This is a genomic window from Aquabacterium sp., assembly GCF_044226965.1.
Taxonomy (GTDB): domain Bacteria; phylum Pseudomonadota; class Gammaproteobacteria; order Burkholderiales; family Burkholderiaceae_C; genus Pseudaquabacterium.
Map to the genome: position 1 here is coordinate 21,654 of NZ_JBGAGA010000026.1, position 15,819 is coordinate 37,472.

A 15,819-nucleotide genomic window follows, 5' to 3' on the forward strand; every position below is an offset into this window, starting at 1 on the left:
GAGGTCGCTAAAATCGCGGGTTCCCCCTCGGTTCCACTTCCTCCAACCCCACGCCACCTGACGGCGCGCGCGCATGGCTTCGACCCACACCCCCGACACCACTTTGATGGCCAACGCGATCCGCGCGCTGGCGATGGACGCCGTGCAGCAGGCCAATTCCGGCCACCCCGGCGCGCCGATGGGCATGGCCGACATCGCCGTCGCGCTGTGGAGCCGCCATCTGAAGCACAACCCGCGCAACCCGCTGTGGGCCGACCGCGACCGCTTCGTGCTCAGCAACGGCCACGGCTCGATGCTGATCTACGCGCTGCTGCACCTGACCGGCTACGACCTGGCGCTGTCCGAGCTGCGCAACTTCCGCCAGCTGCACAGCAAGACCCCGGGCCACCCCGAGGTCGGCATCACCCCCGGCGTCGAGACCACCACCGGCCCGCTGGGCCAGGGCATCACCAATGCGGTGGGCATGGCGCTGGCCGAGAAGCTGCTGGCGGCCGAGTTCAACCGCCCCGGCCACACCGTGGTCGACCACCACACCTATGCCTTCCTGGGCGACGGCTGCCTGATGGAAGGCATCAGCCACGAGGCCTGCGCGCTGGCCGGCGCCTGGAAGCTGAACAAGCTGATCGCGCTGTACGACGACAACGGCATCTCGATCGACGGCCAGGTCACGCCCTGGTACATCGACGACGTGGCCCAGCGCTTCGAGGCCTATGGCTGGAACGTCATCGCCGAGGTCGATGGCCATGATGTGGCCGCGGTCGATGCGGCCATCGCCAAGGCCCGCAGCTCGGCGCTGAAGCCCACGCTGATCATCTGCAAGACCACCATCGGCAAGGGCTCGCCCAACCGCGCCGGCACCGCCAAGGCGCATGGCGAGGCGCTGGGCGCCGACGAGATCAAGCTCACCCGCGAGGCGCTGGGCTGGCGCCACGAGCCCTTCGTGATTCCCGAGGAAGCCTACGAAGCCTGGGACGCCAAGGCCGCCGGCGACCGTGCCGAGCATGAATGGGCCGAGCGCTTTGCGCGTTACAAGGCCGAGCACCCGGCGCTGGCGGCGGAATTCAAGCGCCGCATGGCCGGCGAGCTGCCGGCCAACTTCGCGCAGACGGCGGTGGACGCCGCGGTGGCCGCGCAGACCCAGGCGCAGACCGTGGCCAGCCGCAAGGCCAGCCAGCTGGCGCTGGAGGCCTTCACGAAGGCGCTGCCCGAGCTGCTGGGCGGCTCGGCCGACCTGACCGGCTCGAACCTCACCAACACCAGCAGCACGCCGCCGCTGCGCTTCACCGACACCGGCGCGGTCAAGCTCGGCGAAGACGGCAAGCCCGGCCGCCACATCAACTACGGCGTGCGCGAGTTCGGCATGGCCGCCATCATGAACGGCGTCGCGCTGCACGGCGGCTACATCCCCTATGGCGGCACCTTCCTGACCTTCAGCGACTACAGCCGCAACGCCATCCGCATGGCCGCGCTGATGCGCACGCGCGTGATCCACGTCTTCACGCACGACTCCATCGGCCTGGGCGAAGACGGCCCCACGCACCAGAGCGTGGAGCATGCCGCCGCGCTGCGCCTGATCCCGAACCTGGACGTCTGGCGCCCGGCCGACACCGCCGAGACCGTGGTCGCCTGGGCCTGCGCGATCCAGTCGCGCCATCGCCCCAGCGCGCTGCTGCTGTCGCGCCAGAACCTGCCGTATGCGCCCAAGGCGACCTCGGGCGCCGCACCCCAGGCCAGTGGCCTGGACGCCATCGCCCGTGGCGCCTACGTGCTGGCCGAGCCGGGCGAGGTGGGCCTGAAGAAGAAGGCGCAGGCCGTCATCATCGCCACCGGCTCCGAGGTGCAGCTGGCGCTGCACGCGCAGGCGCAGCTGGCGCAGGCTGGCATCGCTGTGCGGGTGGTGTCGATGCCCTCGACCACGGTGTTCGACCGCCAGAGCACCGCCTACAAGCAGAGCGTGCTGCCCGCCGGCCTGCCGCGCGTGGCGGTCGAAGCCGGTGTCACCGACGGCTGGTGGAAGTACGGCTGCGCCGCGGTGGTCGGCCTCGATACCTACGGCGAAAGCGCACCGGCCCCGGTGCTGTTCAAGCACTTCCACTTCACCGCCGAGAACGTCGCGGCGACCGTGCAGAAAGTTCTTGCGAAGTAACTGACGCGCGTCACACTGCGCGTTTCGCTCCTCGGCTACCTTCCATCGTTCAACGGAGATCCCCACCATGACCCTCAAGCTCGGCATCAATGGCTTCGGCCGCATCGGACGCATGGTGTTCCGCGCGGCGGTGCAGAACTTCCCGAACATCGAGATCGTCGGGATCAACGACCTGCTGGAACCCGACTACCTGGCCTACATGCTGAAGTACGACAGCGTGCACGGCCGCTTCAAGGGCGAGATCGCCGTCGAGGGCACGACGCTGATCGTCAACGGCAGGAAGATCCGCCTGACGGCCGAGCGCGATCCCGCGGCGCTGAAGTGGGGCGATGTCGGCGCGCAGGTGGTGGTGGAGTCCACCGGCCTGTTCCTCACCAAGGAAACCGCGCAGAAGCACATCGACGCGGGCGCGAAGAAGGTCATCATGTCGGCGCCGTCGAAGGATGACACGCCGATGTTCGTCTTCGGCGTCAACGACAAGACCTACGCCGGCCAGGCCATCATCTCCAACGCCAGCTGCACCACCAACTGCCTGGCCCCGGTGGCCAAGGTGCTGCACGACAGCTTCGGCATCAAGCGCGGCCTGATGACCACGGTGCACGCGGCCACCGCCACGCAGAAGACGGTGGACGGCCCGAGCAACAAGGACTGGCGCGGCGGCCGCGGCATCCTGGAGAACATCATTCCCAGCAGCACCGGCGCGGCCAAGGCGGTGGGCGTGGTGATTCCCGAGCTGAACAAGAAGCTCACCGGCATGAGCTTCCGCGTGCCAACGTCCGATGTGAGCGTCATCGACCTGACGGCCGAGCTGGTGAAGGAAGCCAGCTGGGACGACATCTGCAACGCGATGAAGGCCGCCGCCGCCGGCCCGATGAAGGGCGTGCTGGCCTACACCGAGGACAAGGTCGTGGCCACCGACTTCCGCGGCGAGCCCTGCACCAGCGTGTTCGACGCCGAAGCCGGCATCGCGCTGGACAAGACCTTCGTCAAGGTCGTGGCCTGGTACGACAACGAGTGGGGCTACTCGAACAAGGTGCTCGAGATGGCGCAGGTGATCGGCGGCTGATCGACGGCTGATCGGGCGTGACGCCGCTCAGGTCGGCGTCACGTCGGCGTCAGGTCGATCCAGCTGTCCGGCAGCCCGGCCAGCGTGGCCGGGTGGCCGGCGAATTCGCCCAGCCACTCGGCGGCCACGCGGCCGTTGAAGGCCGTGGCCGCCGCGCCGTAGACCGGGTCGGCCGCCAGCGCCGTGAAGGTCTGCACCACCGTCAGCAGCGCGGCCCCGCGGTCGATGCCGCTGAACATGGAGGTTAGCAACTCGCGCGTCGCCAGCAAGGTGCCGGCATCCAGCCGCGTGGCGTCCAGGCCCAGGTTGGCCAGCACGGCCGAGGCCATCTGTGCGGCGTCCTGGTCACCGAAGAAGGCCTGCGCCGCCTCGCCGGCCAGCGCCTTCGCACCCAGCGTGTGCAGCGCCTCGCTGCCCAGCGTATACAGGTCGTCGTTCAGCCCAGGCGGGCCGAACAGCGCCTGGCCCAGCTGCAGCAAGGTGGTCTGGCCCGCATCGGGCGCGAGCTTCAGCTGCGCCTGGTCGGCAAAGCGCAGCCACTCAACGCCGGTCAGCGTGGTCGTGCCCGAGCGTCCAGGGTCCTGGTCCACCACCTTCACCGCGCCGCTGGCCGCATCCAGGCTCAGCGTGTAGCCGCTGCGCGGGCCGGGCAGGCTGACGCGTTCGTTGTCGGCGCTGCTGCCGCGCACGCTGCGCGGCGCCGGCAGCTCGTCCGAGCGCACGGTGGCCTGCGCGCTGCCCAGCGTCGGCGACACGCCGGCGTTCACGCCCACGCTCAGGCTGAGCGTGAAGCTCTCGTCGAACTCCGGCGCGGTGTCCTGCAGCAGCTCGATGTAGAGGGTCTTGCGCGTCTCGCCGGACGCCCAGTTCATCGTACCGGCCGGGAAGCGGCCGCCGAAGTCGGCCGTGTTCACCGGATTGATGCCGCTGCCGCTGACCGCGTACTGCACGCTGGCCGCGCTGTCGACATGGCCGGCGCGCGTGACCTCGAAGCGGAACGAGGTCCTCGCGCCGGGCACCGAGCCTTCGGCCAGCACCGGCGTCAGCACGCTCAGGCGGAACTCGTCGGGCTCGTCGTCGTTGAGCAGCTGCACGCCAGCGCTGCCATGCTGGGCGTCGGCCGTGAGCAGGTCGCCGTCGCCCAGGTTCAGCACCAGCGTCTCGTCCGGCTCGTACAGCGTGTCGCCGCTGGTGGTGAAGCTGAGCGTCGTGGTGGCCGCGCCGGGCGCGAAGCTGGCCGTGCCGCTGGTCGCATGGGCGCCGGGCGCGAAGTCGGCTGCGTCGACGCTGCCGCCCAGCGTCCAGGCGATGCGCGCGGCTTCGCCCGGGTCGCCGCCGCGCGTCAGCGTGAAGACGTGGACCTGCTGCGCGCCGCTGTCGCCCTCGGCCACCGCCGCGTGCGCGGCGCTGACGCTGACCGGGTACTTCGCATCGTCGCTGAGGACCGTGGTGCTGGCCTCGCGCACCGCGTCGAGCCCGGTGCCCAGGCCACTGGCGCCGCTGAGTTCGAGCGTTAGCAGCTCGTCGATCTCGGTGCGCGTGTCGCCCACGAGCTCGAAGCGCAGCAGCTGGCTGCCAACGCCGGGCGCGAAGTCCAGCGTGCCGCTGAACGCGGTGCCGGGGGTGAGGTCGTCGGTGTTCACGCTGCCGCCCAGCGCCCAGCTCACGCTGGCCGGCGCGGCGGTGTTGCCGCTGCGGCTGACATTGAACTCCACCCACTGCGTGCCGCTGTCGCCCTCGGCCAGGCTGGCGGTCTTGGCGGCAACGCTGAAGCGGTTGTCGGTGTCGTCCGAGCGGATCGTGCCGACCGCGCGCGTCTCGCCATTGACGCCGAACCTCACCGCGGTGATGTTGACGATGAAGTCCTCGTCGCTCTCGATCCTGTCGTCGCCGGCGATGGCGATGCTGATCGTCGTCGTCGCCGCGCCGGGCGCGAAGCTGACGCTGCTCTCCGCAGGGAAGACGCCGCCGGCGAAGTCGTCGGGCGAGGTGTCCCAGGGCTGGACGTTCCAGATCACGTCGGTGGGGCCGCCGATGTTGCCGCTGCGCGTGAGCGTGAAGACGAGGTTGCGGGTTTCGCCGGGACCGCCTTCGACCACCTCGGCCGAGGCGATCGAGACGGTGGGCGGCAGGTCGTTGTCGGTGAGTGTCATCGCCGCCTGGCGCGGCACGCCCAGCACCGCGCCGTTGCCGGTCAGCGCGCCCAGCGTGACGGTGATGGTCTCGTCGTCCTCGACGACGTTGTCGTCCAGCGGCTTGAGCACGATGGCCTTCAGGAACTCGCCCGCCGCGAAGCTCACGCGCCCGGTCGGCAGCTTGCCGCCGAAGTCAGCCGCATCGACGGTGCCGCCGACGAACCAGTTCACCGTGCTCGGCACGCCGGTATTGCCGCTGCGCATCACCGTGAAGGTGATGCTGCCCTGGCCCTCGCGGCTGGCCGAGACGTCGGCGGTGATCGTGTGGTAGATCGGCGGGTAGGTGGCGGCGGCGGCTTCGGGCGTGCTCATGGGCAGGCGGCGGGGTAACGCGCCGATTGTCCCCGGCTCGGCGCGCCTGCCGCTGCGGCGGTCACAGCCGGGGCAGGTCGACCAGGTCCAACTGGCTGACCCCGACCAGCGTGGCGAGATCGCCCGCGAATTCGCCCAGCCACTCGTTGCCGACGCTGGTGTTGAACGCCGTCGCCGCCTTGCCGTAGGTGGCATCGCCTTCCAGGCCGCCCAGCACCTGCAGCACGGTGAGCAGCGCCGCGCCGCGGGCGTCGGCACTGCCGTTGAACATGCCGGTCAGCACGTCCAGTGTGGCGCGCCACGCCGGCTCGCCGCCCAGCGCGGCCGCATCGATGCCCAGGTGGGCCAGCACGGTGCCGGCCATCTGGTGCGCGTCCGCGTCGCCGAAGAAGGCGCCGGCTGCATAGCTCGCCAGCGCGGGCATGCCCTGGTCCTGGATCGCCACCAGGCCGATGCCGTACAGCTTGCTGTCGAGCCCCTCGCTGCCGAACATTGCCTGGCCGAGCTGCAGCAACTGCTTTTGCTGAAGGCTGGGCTCGATGCGCAGCATGTCGCCCGAGGCGAACTGCAGCACGTCGACGCCCTTGAGCGTGGTCGTGCCGGCGCGCCCGGCCACCTGGTCGACCACCTTCGTGCCATGGCTGGCCGGGTCGTAGCTGAGTGCGAATTCGCCCTTCTGGCCCGGCACCTGGACGCGCTCGAAGCGGTCGGCCTGTCCCGCCACGCTGCGCGGCCCGGGCAGTTCATCGGAGCGGATGGTGGCCGCGGCCGTGCCGTGGTCTGCGGAGACCGCCGAACCCCGGCCGTTCGACAGCAGCACGCTGAAGCCTTCATCGCGCTCGACCGTGGTGTCCTGCAGCACGCTGATCAGCAGCGTCTTGCGCGTCTCGCCAGCGGCCCATTTCAGTGTGCCGGCTGGCATCGTGCTGCCGAAGTCGGACGCCTCGGCCATATAGGCGCCGCTGCCGATCACCCGGTAGTCCACGCTGGGTGGCTGGTCGACATGGCCGAGCCGCGTGACCTCGAAGCGGAAGCTCGTCTTCGCGCCGATCACCGAACCCTCGGCGACCACGGGCGTCAGGGGGCTGATGCGGAACTCGTCGGGGTCGTCGTCGTTCAGCAGCGTCACGCCGGCACTGCCGGCCTGCGGGGCGGCGCCGAGCAGGTCGCCCTGGCCCAGTTGGACCAGCAGCGTCTCGTCCGGTTCGTACAGGTCATCGCCGGCGGTGGTCAGCGTGATCGTGGCGCTGGCCTGGCCGGCCGCGAAGTTGACATTGCCGGCCAGCAACTGGCCATCGGCAAAGTCCTTCGCGTCGACGGTGCCGCCGATCGACCACGGGATGCTGGCCGCTTCGCTCAGATCGCCGCTGCGGGTCAGCGTGAAGAGGTGGCTCTTCACGGCACCGGCGGCGCCTTCAGCCACGCTGCCCTGCGCCGCGACGATGGCCACCGGATAACGCCCATCGTCATTGGTGACAGTGGTGGTGGCCTGCCGTGCGCTGCCCAGGCCGACCCCGGTGCCTTGCGTGCCGGTGAGCGTGACCGTCAGCGCCTCGTCGCGCTCGATGCGGGTGTCGCCGAGCAGGTCGAAGCTCAGCGTCTTGCTGGATTCTCCGGCCGCGAAGCCGAGCGTGCCGCTGGCCGGCCCGTTGACGATGTCGTCGCTGCCCAGGCTGCCGCTGCGCGTCCAGTTCACGCTGACCGCCTGTGCGGCGCTGCCGCTGCGGGTGATCGTGAAGACGATCGCCTGCTGGCCGCTGTTGCCTTCGGCCACCGCAGCCTCGCCGGCGGCGATGGTGAAGCTGCTGTTGTTGTCGTCGTTGAGGATAGTGCCCGCGGCGAACACCGTGCCCGGGTTGCCGAGGTGGGTGACCGCCAGGCGGATGCCGAAGGACTCGTCCGGCTCGACACGGCTGTCGGCGGCGATGCCGATGTCGATCCGCTTCTGGTATTCGCCGGGTGCGAAGCTGAGCAGGCCGCCCGTCGGCAGCGCACCGTCCTTGAAGTCATCGGCGCTGGTGTCGAAGGCTTCGAAGCTCCAGAAGACTTCGGTGCTGCCGCTCGTGTTGCCCTCGCGTTCGACCAGGAAGCTCAGCATGCGCGGCGCGCCGTCGCTGCCTTCGACCAGCGGCGCAGGCGCGATGATCGACACGGTGGGCAGCACCTCGTTGTCGGTCACCAGCACGCCGTCGCTGTTGGCGTTGCCGATCATCGCGCCGTTGCCGGTGACGTTTCCGAGGGTGACGACGACCGTCTCGGGGTCCTCGACGTCGGTGTCATCGCGCAGCGCCAAGGTAATGGCGCGCTCGGTCTGGTCGGCAGCGAAGCTGACGATGCCGCTGGGCATCACGCTGTCGGCGAAGTCCCACTTGTCCACCGAGCCGCCAGCCGACCAGGTCACCGTGCTGGGCACGCCGATGTTGCCGCTGCGCGTGACGGTGAAGGTGACTGTCCTGGCCCCTTCGGAGACCTGCGCGGCATCGGCGTGGACGGTGTGCGTGATCGGCGCGAAGTACTCGGCCTGCTGGGGTCCCTTGCTGCCGTCGATGCCCCAGGTGCCGCCGACGCCGTCGCTGCCATAGATCCACTGCAGCGCCAGCAGGTCATAGGGGCTGAAGTACGCGCGTGGCGCGGCGCTCCAGGTGTAGGACATCAAGGTGTTGGCCGCGTTGTCCTCGGCTTCGGGCAGCTTGTACGGGCCTTCGAAGGGGTGGTCGAGACCCAGCGCATGGCCCATCTCGTGCAGCAGCACCTGGTACGAAACGCCGCCCGGCGAGAAGTCGCTCGTGGTCTCGTACGTGATGGTGTCTATCGCGATCGTGTAGTCGCTGTACAGCCCGGGCAACGTGACCCCGAGGATGTCGTCGGGCAGGTCGGCCGTGGTGAAGGTGATGGTGCTGCCGGCCCCGGCATTGCTGTTGGTGGTGAACTGCACGCCGGTGATCAGCGTGATGTAGTCCAGCATCTGCATCACCGCGCTCTGCTGGCCCTGGGTCGGCGTTTCCACCAGCCGGATGCTGGAGTCCAGGTTCGGTGCGCCGAAGTTGACGTAGACGAGGTTGTTGCTGGCTTCGTAGATCGCCGGCTGTGTGCCGAGAATGCCGTCGATCTTGTAGTTGCCTGAAAAGGCCATCATGGGCAAAGACTCCGTGCGCGGTTCCGGCCAGACTGCGCCGAGGGGAAACGGGTGAAACTTGGGCCGGCTACCATGCCGGTCCGAGCCAAGGCGGGCAATTGGAATATTGCGCAAATGCCCGTGGCAACCCCTCAACCACGTAATACGGAACCTGCCCGATGAGTGTCAAGCCCACCTCTCCGACGATTGCCGCCCTGTTCGCCGCCGTGCTCGCCACCGGCTGCGTGACGATGCCGGGCAAGAGTGATTCGTCGTCGTCATCCACCACCACCGCCGCGGCGCCGGCGCCCGCGGCACCGAAGGCCAAGCCCGGCATGAACGAGCGTGGCGAGGTGGTCGACTCGTCGAAGATCGAGGCCGGCAGCGGCACCACCGTCAAGGGCCTGGGCGGCTGGGAGGGCGAGATCACCGGCAAGCCGGCGCCGGGCAGCAAGTTCACCAAGCTGCAGATCGGCATGTCGATGCGCCAGTCGGTCGACCTGGTGGGGCAGCCCACCGACCAGGGCGCCTACGTCACCGGCAAGGCCTGGATCCCGTTCTACTTCGGCAGCGACCGCCACCGCTACGAGATGGTGTTCAAGGGCCAGGGCCGGCTGATCTTCGCGGGCGGCTCGCTGGGCGACTTCACCGGCGGCAACCTGATCTGGATCATCCACAACGCGAACGAGGGCGGCTACAGGTGATGGTCCCCCCCGGAGCGCCTGCGGCGCTTCCCCCCAAGGGGGCGCCACCGGCGGCCCGGCGGAGCCGGTTCCGCGGTGGCCGCTGGGCGGCGTCAGGGCTTGCTGGCTGCCACTGCACCCGAGGCCGCGGCGCCGAGCGGCGGCACGCTGCCGCAGGCCGCGAAGGCCGGGCCGTTGTTCGGCAGCTTCAGGCCGCGCAGTTTGTCGGTTAGCGCATCGCTGGTCGCCGGCACGCGCAGCGTGATCAGCGGCAGCGGCGGCACCAGGGTGACGACGCGGGCCGTGCGCAGGCCGCGCTGCGACAGGCGGCCCAGCTCGGCCTCGGCGGCGGTCTTGTCGTCGAAGCGGCCGATGACCAGGCCGGGCTGCAGGTCGGGCGCGTTCTTGATCGGCTGGGTCTCGATCTTCAGGCGCTTGAGCTCCTCGACCTTGCGCTCCATCGTCTCGTCGTCGGTGTACTTGCCCATGTAGATCAGGAAGGTGCCCTTGCGCTCGCCGTGCAGCAGGGTCCAGCCGCCGGGCGCGACGCCATGCTCCTGCAGCAGCTTCTCGGCCGCGGCCTGCGCGCTGGCGGGCACCGGGCCGGCCTCCAGGCAGGTGCCGGCGGCCGCCAGTGCGGCGCTGGCCGCGGCGGCCTCGCTGGCGGCGGCGGCGCGGGCGGCGGCCGCCAGCGCCGCACTGGCCGCTGGCGCGGGCAGCACCTTCACCTGGTCGGGATTCACCTGGCGCTGCAGGCGTTCGGGTTCGCGCTCGGGCTCCAGCCGGCTGCCGCGCAGCCGGTCGAACAGGCCCTGGGTCCATCCCAGCACCAGCAGATTGGCCAGCAGCAGCAGGACGGCCAGCGCCCTCAGCATGCGCCGGCTCCGCCGCTGCCGGGGCTCAGGCGCAGGCTGAGTTCGCCGCTGGCCAGCCGCTCGCGCCGATCCCCCACGCGCAGCCACAGCGCGCCGTCCTCGGCCACGCCATCGGCGATGCCTTCGGGCAGTTCGGCCAGCGTGGTGCTCACGGCGCGGCCCTGCAGCGCGTCGCGCCGCGCATAGCGCGGCTGCAGCGGCGCGAAGCCGTCACGCTCGAACGCGAGGACGGTGCGCACCAGCGGCTCGGCCAGCGTGGCCAGTGCCAGCGGCGCGGTGAAGCGCGCGTCGAGCTCCTGCAGGCAGGCATAACCCCAGGCCAGACCGGCCAGCGGTTGCGGCTGCACGTTGAGCCCGATGCCGATGACCGCCATGCGCTGCGCGCCGACCGAGACGGTCTCGATCAGGATGCCGCCGAGCTTGCGGCCGATGGCCTCGCCCTCGCGGTCCAGCAGCAGCAGGTCGTTGGGCCATTTCAGCCCGATGCGCGGCAGTTCGCCGGCGCCCAGCGGGTCGAGCGCATCGGCCAGTGCCACGCCCACGGCCAGCGAGAGGCCGGACCAGTCGCGCGGCGCCAGCGGCAGCGAGAGCGAGAAGGTCAGCGAGGCGCCGGCGCTCGCCAGCCAGGCCTTCCCCTGGCGGCCGCGGCCTTGCGTCTGCTGCTCGGCCACCAGCAGGCAGGGCTGGGTGTCGCCCTGGCGGCGGCCGGGCGCGGGCCCGGCCGGCACCTGCCCGTGATCCTGCGGCGACGGGCGCAGGCCGTGGCGCGCGCGTTCGAGCAGCTCGGTGTTGGTCGAGCCGATCTGGGCCACGACCTCGATCGACAGCCCGGGCAGCAGCGGCTGCAGCGTCTGCCACAGGTCCTCGGCGCCCCAGGGCAGGTGCTGTGGCGCGGCGGGCGCGGGCGCGGCCATGGCGGGCATGGCAGGGCCGGTCAGCCCAGCTTCTGGCGCTTGGGCGCCAGCATCGTGCCGCGGCAGGCCTTGGCGCCGCAGTGGCAGGCGAACTGGCGCTTCAACGCGGGCGTGTAGCGCTCGTCGATCACCAGGCCGTAGTCGTAGAACAGTTCCTCGCCGGCCTTCAGGTTGCGCAGGGCCTTGATGAAGACGCGGTCGCCGACCTCGTCGGCCTCGCAGTTGGGCACGCAGGCGTGGTTGATCCAGCGCGAGGCATTGCCGCCGAACTTGGCGTCGATGACCCGTTCTTCGTCGATGTGGAAGTAGAAGGTGTGGTTCGGGTCGCTCGGGTCATGCGGGTGGCGGCGCAGCGCCTCGGGCCAGCTGATGACCTCGCCGGTGTACTCGATGATCGTCTCGCCCTTCTTGATGGGCCGCAGCGCGAACACGCCCTTGCCATGCACGCCGCTCTTGCGCACCTGGATGCGCCGGCCTTTCTCTGCCGCGGCCGGTGCTTCGGCCGGCGCCCCGTTGGCCTGGGGCTTCGGGGTCTTGGGGGTCTTGGCTTGCGTGCTCGGCTTCATTCGGTAAAGTGAATTCATGGGCGCGCGCGTGTACACCCGTGTGTGTGCGTGCGCGCGCGAGAACATCGATTGTAGGCATGCCGCCTAGCCCGGAATTCATTGGACTCCATGAGCAAGACCCTCATCATTGCCGAGAAACCCAGCGTCGCGCAGGACATCGTGCGCGCGCTGACACCGGTGGCGGGCAAGTTCGAGAAGCACGCCGAGCACTTCGAGAACGACGCCTATGTCGTCACGTCGGCCGTCGGCCACCTGGTCGAGATCAAGGCGCCGGAGGAATACGACGTCAAGCGCGGCAAGTGGAGCTTCGCGCACCTGCCGGTGGTGCCGCCGCACTTCGACCTGGCGCCGATCGACAAGGCCAAGACCCGGCTCAACGCGGTGGTCAAGCTGGTCAAGCGCAAGGACGTGACCGCGCTGATCAACGCCTGTGACGCGGGCCGCGAAGGCGAGCTGATCTTCCGGCTCATCGTGCAGTACGCCGACACGGGCAAGACCCCGCTGAACAAGCCGATCCAGCGCCTGTGGCTGCAGAGCATGACGCCCCAGGCCATCCGCGAAGGCTTCGAACGCCTGCGCTCCGACCAGCAGATGCTGGGCCTGGCCGATGCGGCGCGCAGCCGCTCGGAAGCCGACTGGCTGGTGGGCATCAACGGCACGCGCGCGATGACGGCCTTCAACTCGCGCGACGGTGGCTTCTTCCTCACCACCGTGGGCCGCGTGCAGACGCCCACCTTGTCGATCGTCGTCGAGCGCGAGGAGAAGATCCGCAAGCACGTGGCGCGCGACTACTGGGAAATCAAGGCCGGCTTCCAGGCATCGGCCGGGGACTACGAAGGCAAGTGGTTCGACCCGAAGTTCAAGAAGGACGAGACGGACGCCGACCGCCGCGCCGACCGCCTGTGGGACGAGAAGCAGGCCAATGCGATTGCCGATGCGGTGCTGGGCAAGACCGGCACGGTGACCGAGGAAGCCAAGCCCAGCAACCAGTCCAGCCCGCTGCTGTACGACCTGACCACCTTGCAGCGCGAGGCCAACGGCCGCTTCGGCTTCTCGGCCAAGACCACGCTGAGCATCGCGCAGGCGCTGTACGAGAAGCACAAGGTGCTGACCTACCCGCGGACCGATTCGCGCGCGCTGCCCGAGGACTACCTCGGCACCGTGAAGCAGACCTTCGAGATGATCTCGAAGGAAGACCTGCCCGGCCCGCTGCGCGAGTTGAGCGCGCATGCGAAGAAGGGCCTGAAGGAAGGCTACGTCAAGCCGATCAAGCGGGTGTTCGACAACAGCAAGGTGTCGGACCACTTCGCGATCATCCCGACGCTGCAGGCCCCCAAGAGCCTGACCGAGGTCGAGGCCAAGCTCTACGACATGGTCGTCAAGCGCTTCCTGGCGGTGTTCTACCCGCCGGCCGAGTACCTGGTCACCACCCGCATCACGCAGATCGAGGGCCACCACTTCCAGACCAACGGCAAGGTGCTGGTGAACCCCGGCTGGCTGGCCGTGTACGGCAAGGAAGCGCAGGACGAGGATGCCAACCTGGTGCCGGTCCAGCCGAACGAGCAGGTGACGAACGAGCATGTCGAGGTCAACGCGCTGAAGACGCGGCCGCCGGCGCGCTACAACGAGGCCACGCTGCTCAGCGCGATGGAAGGCGCCGGCAAGCTGATCGACGACGACGAGCTGCGTGCCGCGATGCACGAGAAGGGCCTGGGCACGCCGGCCACGCGTGCGGCCATCATCGAAGGCCTGATCATGGAAAAGTACATGATCCGCGAGGGCCGCGACCTGATCCCGACCGCCAAGGCCTTCCAGCTGATGACCCTGCTGCGCGGCCTGGACGTCGAGGACCTCACCAAGCCCGAGCTCACCGGCAACTGGGAATACCAGCTCGCCGAGATGGAGCATGGCCGGCTCTCGCGCGACGCGTTCATGAAGGAGATCGCGAAGATGGCCGAGCGCATCGTGCGCAAGGCCAAGGAATACGACCGCGACACCATCCCCGGCGACTACGCCACCTTGCAGCAGCGCTGCCCGCAATGCGGCGGCATCGTCAAGGAGAACTACCGCCGCTTCACCTGCACCGGGGCCGATGGTGCGAGCGAAGGGTGCGGCTTCTCGATCACCAAGATCCCGGGCGGTCGCAGCTTCGAGCTGCACGAGGTCGAGGCTTTCCTGCGCGACAAGAAGATCGGGCCGCTGGAGGGCTTCCGCTCCAAGGCCGGCTGGCCCTTCACCGCCGAGCTGAAGCTGGTGCACGACGACGAGATCGCGAACTGGAAGCTCGAGTTCGACTTCGGCGATGACGCCAAGGGCGGCGAGGGCGATGGCGAGCCGGTGGACTTCTCGGGCCAGGCCTCGCTGGGGGCCTGCCCCAAGTGCAAGGGCCATGTCTACGAGCATGGCAGCAACTACGTCTGCGAGCACGCGGTGGGTGCGCATGTCACCTGCGACTTCAAGACCGGCAAGATCATCCTGACGCAGCCGGTCTCGCACGAGCAGCTGAACAAGCTGCTGAGCGGCGGCAAGACCGACCTGCTCGAAGGCTTCGTCTCCAACCGCACCAAGCGCAAGTTCAAGGCCTTCCTGGTGTGGGACGCGAAGGAAGGCAAGGTCGGCTTCGAGTTCGAGCCGCGCGGCGCCAAGGCCCCGGCGGCGAAGAAGACCGCCGGCGCCGCGAAGAAGGTGGCCGCGAAGAAGACCGCCGCGGCCGAAGAGTGACGCCCGCTCGCCGATGAGCAACGCAGCCGCCTGGCCCTGCCTGCGCGCGCAGGGCGAAGGCTGCGTGCTCGACGTCAGCGTGGCGCCGAACGCCAAGCGCACGGCCGCCGATGGCCTGCACGACGGCGCGTTGCGCGTGCGCCTGGCTGCGCCGCCGGTCGATGGCAAGGCCAACCAGTGCCTGGTCGACTGGCTGGCCGATGAGCTGGGCTGCCCGAAGCGCGCAATCACGCTGCTGCGCGGCCAGTCGTCGCGCCGCAAGCAGCTGCAGATCGCGCTGCCGGTGACGACCGTGAGCGCCTGGCTCGGCGCCAACGTGGTGCCCGTTCCCCGGTAGGGGACAGGTCGCATCGCGGCCAGGGGCGCGGGCTCTTGATCGAAGCCGTTCAACCCGATCCGGGTTTCCCGGTCGGGTTGAATCAGCCCCCCGGGGGCGGCCGCCAGGCGACCGGGGCCGACATCTCTAGCGCATCGCCGCGTGGCTCAATGATTCGATCTGAGCACTGACCTCGACGAGTCGTGCCGCGACCACGCCGAACTCCCGGCCGCCATCGCCCGCCCGCGCCGCGGCGATGCGGGCGTTCATCGCGACGATGCGGGCCTCGCCGGCCACGCGCTCGATGCGGCTGATCAGGCTGGCCCGGTGTGCCTGGGCGCGCTGCGCGGCGGAGCGGGCCTGGGCCTCGTAGGCCAGGGTCAGCTGGTTCAGCTGGGCCAGCAGCGGCGTGGCCTGCTCCACCAGCTGCGCCAGCGCGTCGCGGTGCAGTGCGGCGTCGGGCCCGTCCAGCACCTGGTGCGCCAGCGCGATGAAGCGGCGCACCGCGGCATCGGCGCCTGCGGGTCCGACGAGGGCTTCCCGCAGGGCCGCGGTGGGCGGGGCCGGCAGGCCGTCGCCGCCCTGGCTCAGGCGTTCGTGTGCGCGGCTGAACTGCTGCAAGGCCTCGCGCGCAGCGCTGCGTGCGGGGCGGTCGCCCCGGTCGGCCAGCAGCGCCATCAGCGCGATGCGCTGGCTCAGCATGCGTTGGCGGCCGGCCAGGTTGATCAGCGAAGACCAGGTCTCGGCAGGGACCGATTCGCCCTCCTGCGGGGCGGCATGCACTGGGGCGAGGCGTGACGAGGTGGCGACGACCATCTTTGGCTCCCTTGGGGTTGACCCCAGGTCGCGCTTCGCAAGCTCCGTGCCGCGAAGGCTGGCCTCGCCGATGGCGAAGCCAGCCCCGGCCACG

At 69.8% G+C, this 15,819-nt stretch carries 11 protein-coding genes; 5 read left to right on the top strand and 6 right to left on the bottom strand.

Annotated elements, in window-relative coordinates; all coding sequences use genetic code 11:
* Positions 1-73: 73 nt before the first annotated feature.
* Together tkt and gap are read left to right on the top strand one after the other, a co-directional pair.
* Positions 74-2,146, top strand: coding sequence for a transketolase (gene tkt / locus ACILR4_RS13610; RefSeq protein ID WP_395701402.1), 2,073 nt, complete (start codon positions 74-76; stop codon positions 2,144-2,146).
* Positions 2,147-2,213: 67 nt separating this feature from the next.
* On the top strand, positions 2,214-3,212 hold the full coding sequence (gene gap / locus ACILR4_RS13615) for a type I glyceraldehyde-3-phosphate dehydrogenase (RefSeq protein WP_395701403.1): 999 nt from the start codon (positions 2,214-2,216) through the stop codon (positions 3,210-3,212).
* A gap of 38 nt (positions 3,213-3,250) precedes the next feature.
* Here gap and ACILR4_RS13620 read toward each other — a convergent pair whose 3' ends face one another.
* Both ACILR4_RS13620 and ACILR4_RS13625 read right to left on the bottom strand, forming a co-directional pair.
* Complete coding sequence (locus ACILR4_RS13620) at positions 3,251-5,719, bottom strand: Calx-beta domain-containing protein (RefSeq protein ID WP_395701404.1); 2,469 nt, start codon at positions 5,717-5,719, stop codon at positions 3,251-3,253.
* 61 nt (positions 5,720-5,780) lie between these two features.
* Complete coding sequence (locus ACILR4_RS13625; RefSeq protein WP_395701405.1) at positions 5,781-8,855, bottom strand: Calx-beta domain-containing protein; 3,075 nt, start codon at positions 8,853-8,855, stop codon at positions 5,781-5,783.
* Positions 8,856-9,013: 158 nt separating this feature from the next.
* Here ACILR4_RS13625 and ACILR4_RS13630 point away from each other — a divergent pair, with 158 nt between their 5' ends.
* Positions 9,014-9,538 (top strand): hypothetical protein, encoded by a 525-nt coding sequence (locus ACILR4_RS13630; protein WP_395701406.1) that lies wholly within the window; start codon positions 9,014-9,016, stop codon positions 9,536-9,538.
* 92 nt (positions 9,539-9,630) lie between these two features.
* Here ACILR4_RS13630 and ACILR4_RS13635 read toward each other — a convergent pair whose 3' ends face one another.
* Genes ACILR4_RS13635 through ACILR4_RS13645 form a run of 3 tightly spaced genes read right to left on the bottom strand, consistent with a single transcriptional unit; the run spans position 9,631 to position 11,872 of the window.
* Positions 9,631-10,392 carry a hypothetical protein gene (locus ACILR4_RS13635; RefSeq protein ID WP_395701407.1) on the bottom strand — a complete coding sequence of 254 codons (762 nt, stop codon included), beginning with the start codon at positions 10,390-10,392 and terminating at the stop codon, positions 9,631-9,633.
* Complete coding sequence (locus ACILR4_RS13640) at positions 10,386-11,306, bottom strand: biotin--[acetyl-CoA-carboxylase] ligase (RefSeq protein ID WP_395701442.1); 921 nt, start codon at positions 11,304-11,306, stop codon at positions 10,386-10,388. The genes ACILR4_RS13635 and ACILR4_RS13640 overlap by 7 nt, the downstream gene beginning before the upstream one ends.
* A 20-nt stretch (positions 11,307-11,326) precedes the next feature.
* Positions 11,327-11,872, bottom strand: a complete 546-nt coding sequence (locus ACILR4_RS13645) for an SET domain-containing protein (RefSeq protein ID WP_395701408.1) — start codon at positions 11,870-11,872, stop codon at positions 11,327-11,329.
* 108 nt (positions 11,873-11,980) lie between these two features.
* Here ACILR4_RS13645 and ACILR4_RS13650 point away from each other — a divergent pair, with 108 nt between their 5' ends.
* Together ACILR4_RS13650 and ACILR4_RS13655 are read left to right on the top strand one after the other, a co-directional pair.
* A complete protein-coding gene (locus tag ACILR4_RS13650) occupies positions 11,981-14,593 on the top strand; it encodes a DNA topoisomerase III (RefSeq protein ID WP_395701409.1) in 2,613 nt (870 codons plus the stop codon).
* Between the two features lie 13 nt (positions 14,594-14,606).
* On the top strand, positions 14,607-14,930 hold the full coding sequence (locus tag ACILR4_RS13655; RefSeq protein ID WP_395701410.1) for a DUF167 domain-containing protein: 324 nt from the start codon (positions 14,607-14,609) through the stop codon (positions 14,928-14,930).
* 126 nt (positions 14,931-15,056) lie between these two features.
* Here ACILR4_RS13655 and ACILR4_RS13660 read toward each other — a convergent pair whose 3' ends face one another.
* Positions 15,057-15,725, bottom strand: a complete 669-nt coding sequence (locus ACILR4_RS13660; protein WP_395701411.1) for a type IV pili methyl-accepting chemotaxis transducer N-terminal domain-containing protein — start codon at positions 15,723-15,725, stop codon at positions 15,057-15,059.
* Between the last annotated feature and the right edge of the window lie 94 nt (positions 15,726-15,819).

Bases quoted from the DNA above. Each gene is read 5' to 3' on its own strand.
- tkt (WP_395701402.1), top strand. From the start codon at position 74: ATGGCTTCGACCCACACCCCCGACACCACTTTGATGGCCAACGCGATC.
- gap (WP_395701403.1), top strand. From the start codon at position 2,214: ATGACCCTCAAGCTCGGCATCAATGGCTTCGGCCGCATCGGACGCATG.
- ACILR4_RS13620 (WP_395701404.1), bottom strand. From the start codon at position 5,719: ATGAGCACGCCCGAAGCCGCCGCCGCCACCTACCCGCCGATCTACCAC.
- ACILR4_RS13625 (WP_395701405.1), bottom strand. From the start codon at position 8,855: ATGATGGCCTTTTCAGGCAACTACAAGATCGACGGCATTCTCGGCACA.
- ACILR4_RS13630 (WP_395701406.1), top strand. From the start codon at position 9,014: ATGAGTGTCAAGCCCACCTCTCCGACGATTGCCGCCCTGTTCGCCGCC.
- ACILR4_RS13635 (WP_395701407.1), bottom strand. From the start codon at position 10,392: ATGCTGAGGGCGCTGGCCGTCCTGCTGCTGCTGGCCAATCTGCTGGTG.
- ACILR4_RS13640 (WP_395701442.1), bottom strand. From the start codon at position 11,306: ATGGCCGCGCCCGCGCCCGCCGCGCCACAGCACCTGCCCTGGGGCGCC.
- ACILR4_RS13645 (WP_395701408.1), bottom strand. From the start codon at position 11,872: ATGAAGCCGAGCACGCAAGCCAAGACCCCCAAGACCCCGAAGCCCCAG.
- ACILR4_RS13650 (WP_395701409.1), top strand. From the start codon at position 11,981: ATGAGCAAGACCCTCATCATTGCCGAGAAACCCAGCGTCGCGCAGGAC.
- ACILR4_RS13655 (WP_395701410.1), top strand. From the start codon at position 14,607: ATGAGCAACGCAGCCGCCTGGCCCTGCCTGCGCGCGCAGGGCGAAGGC.
- ACILR4_RS13660 (WP_395701411.1), bottom strand. From the start codon at position 15,725: ATGGTCGTCGCCACCTCGTCACGCCTCGCCCCAGTGCATGCCGCCCCG.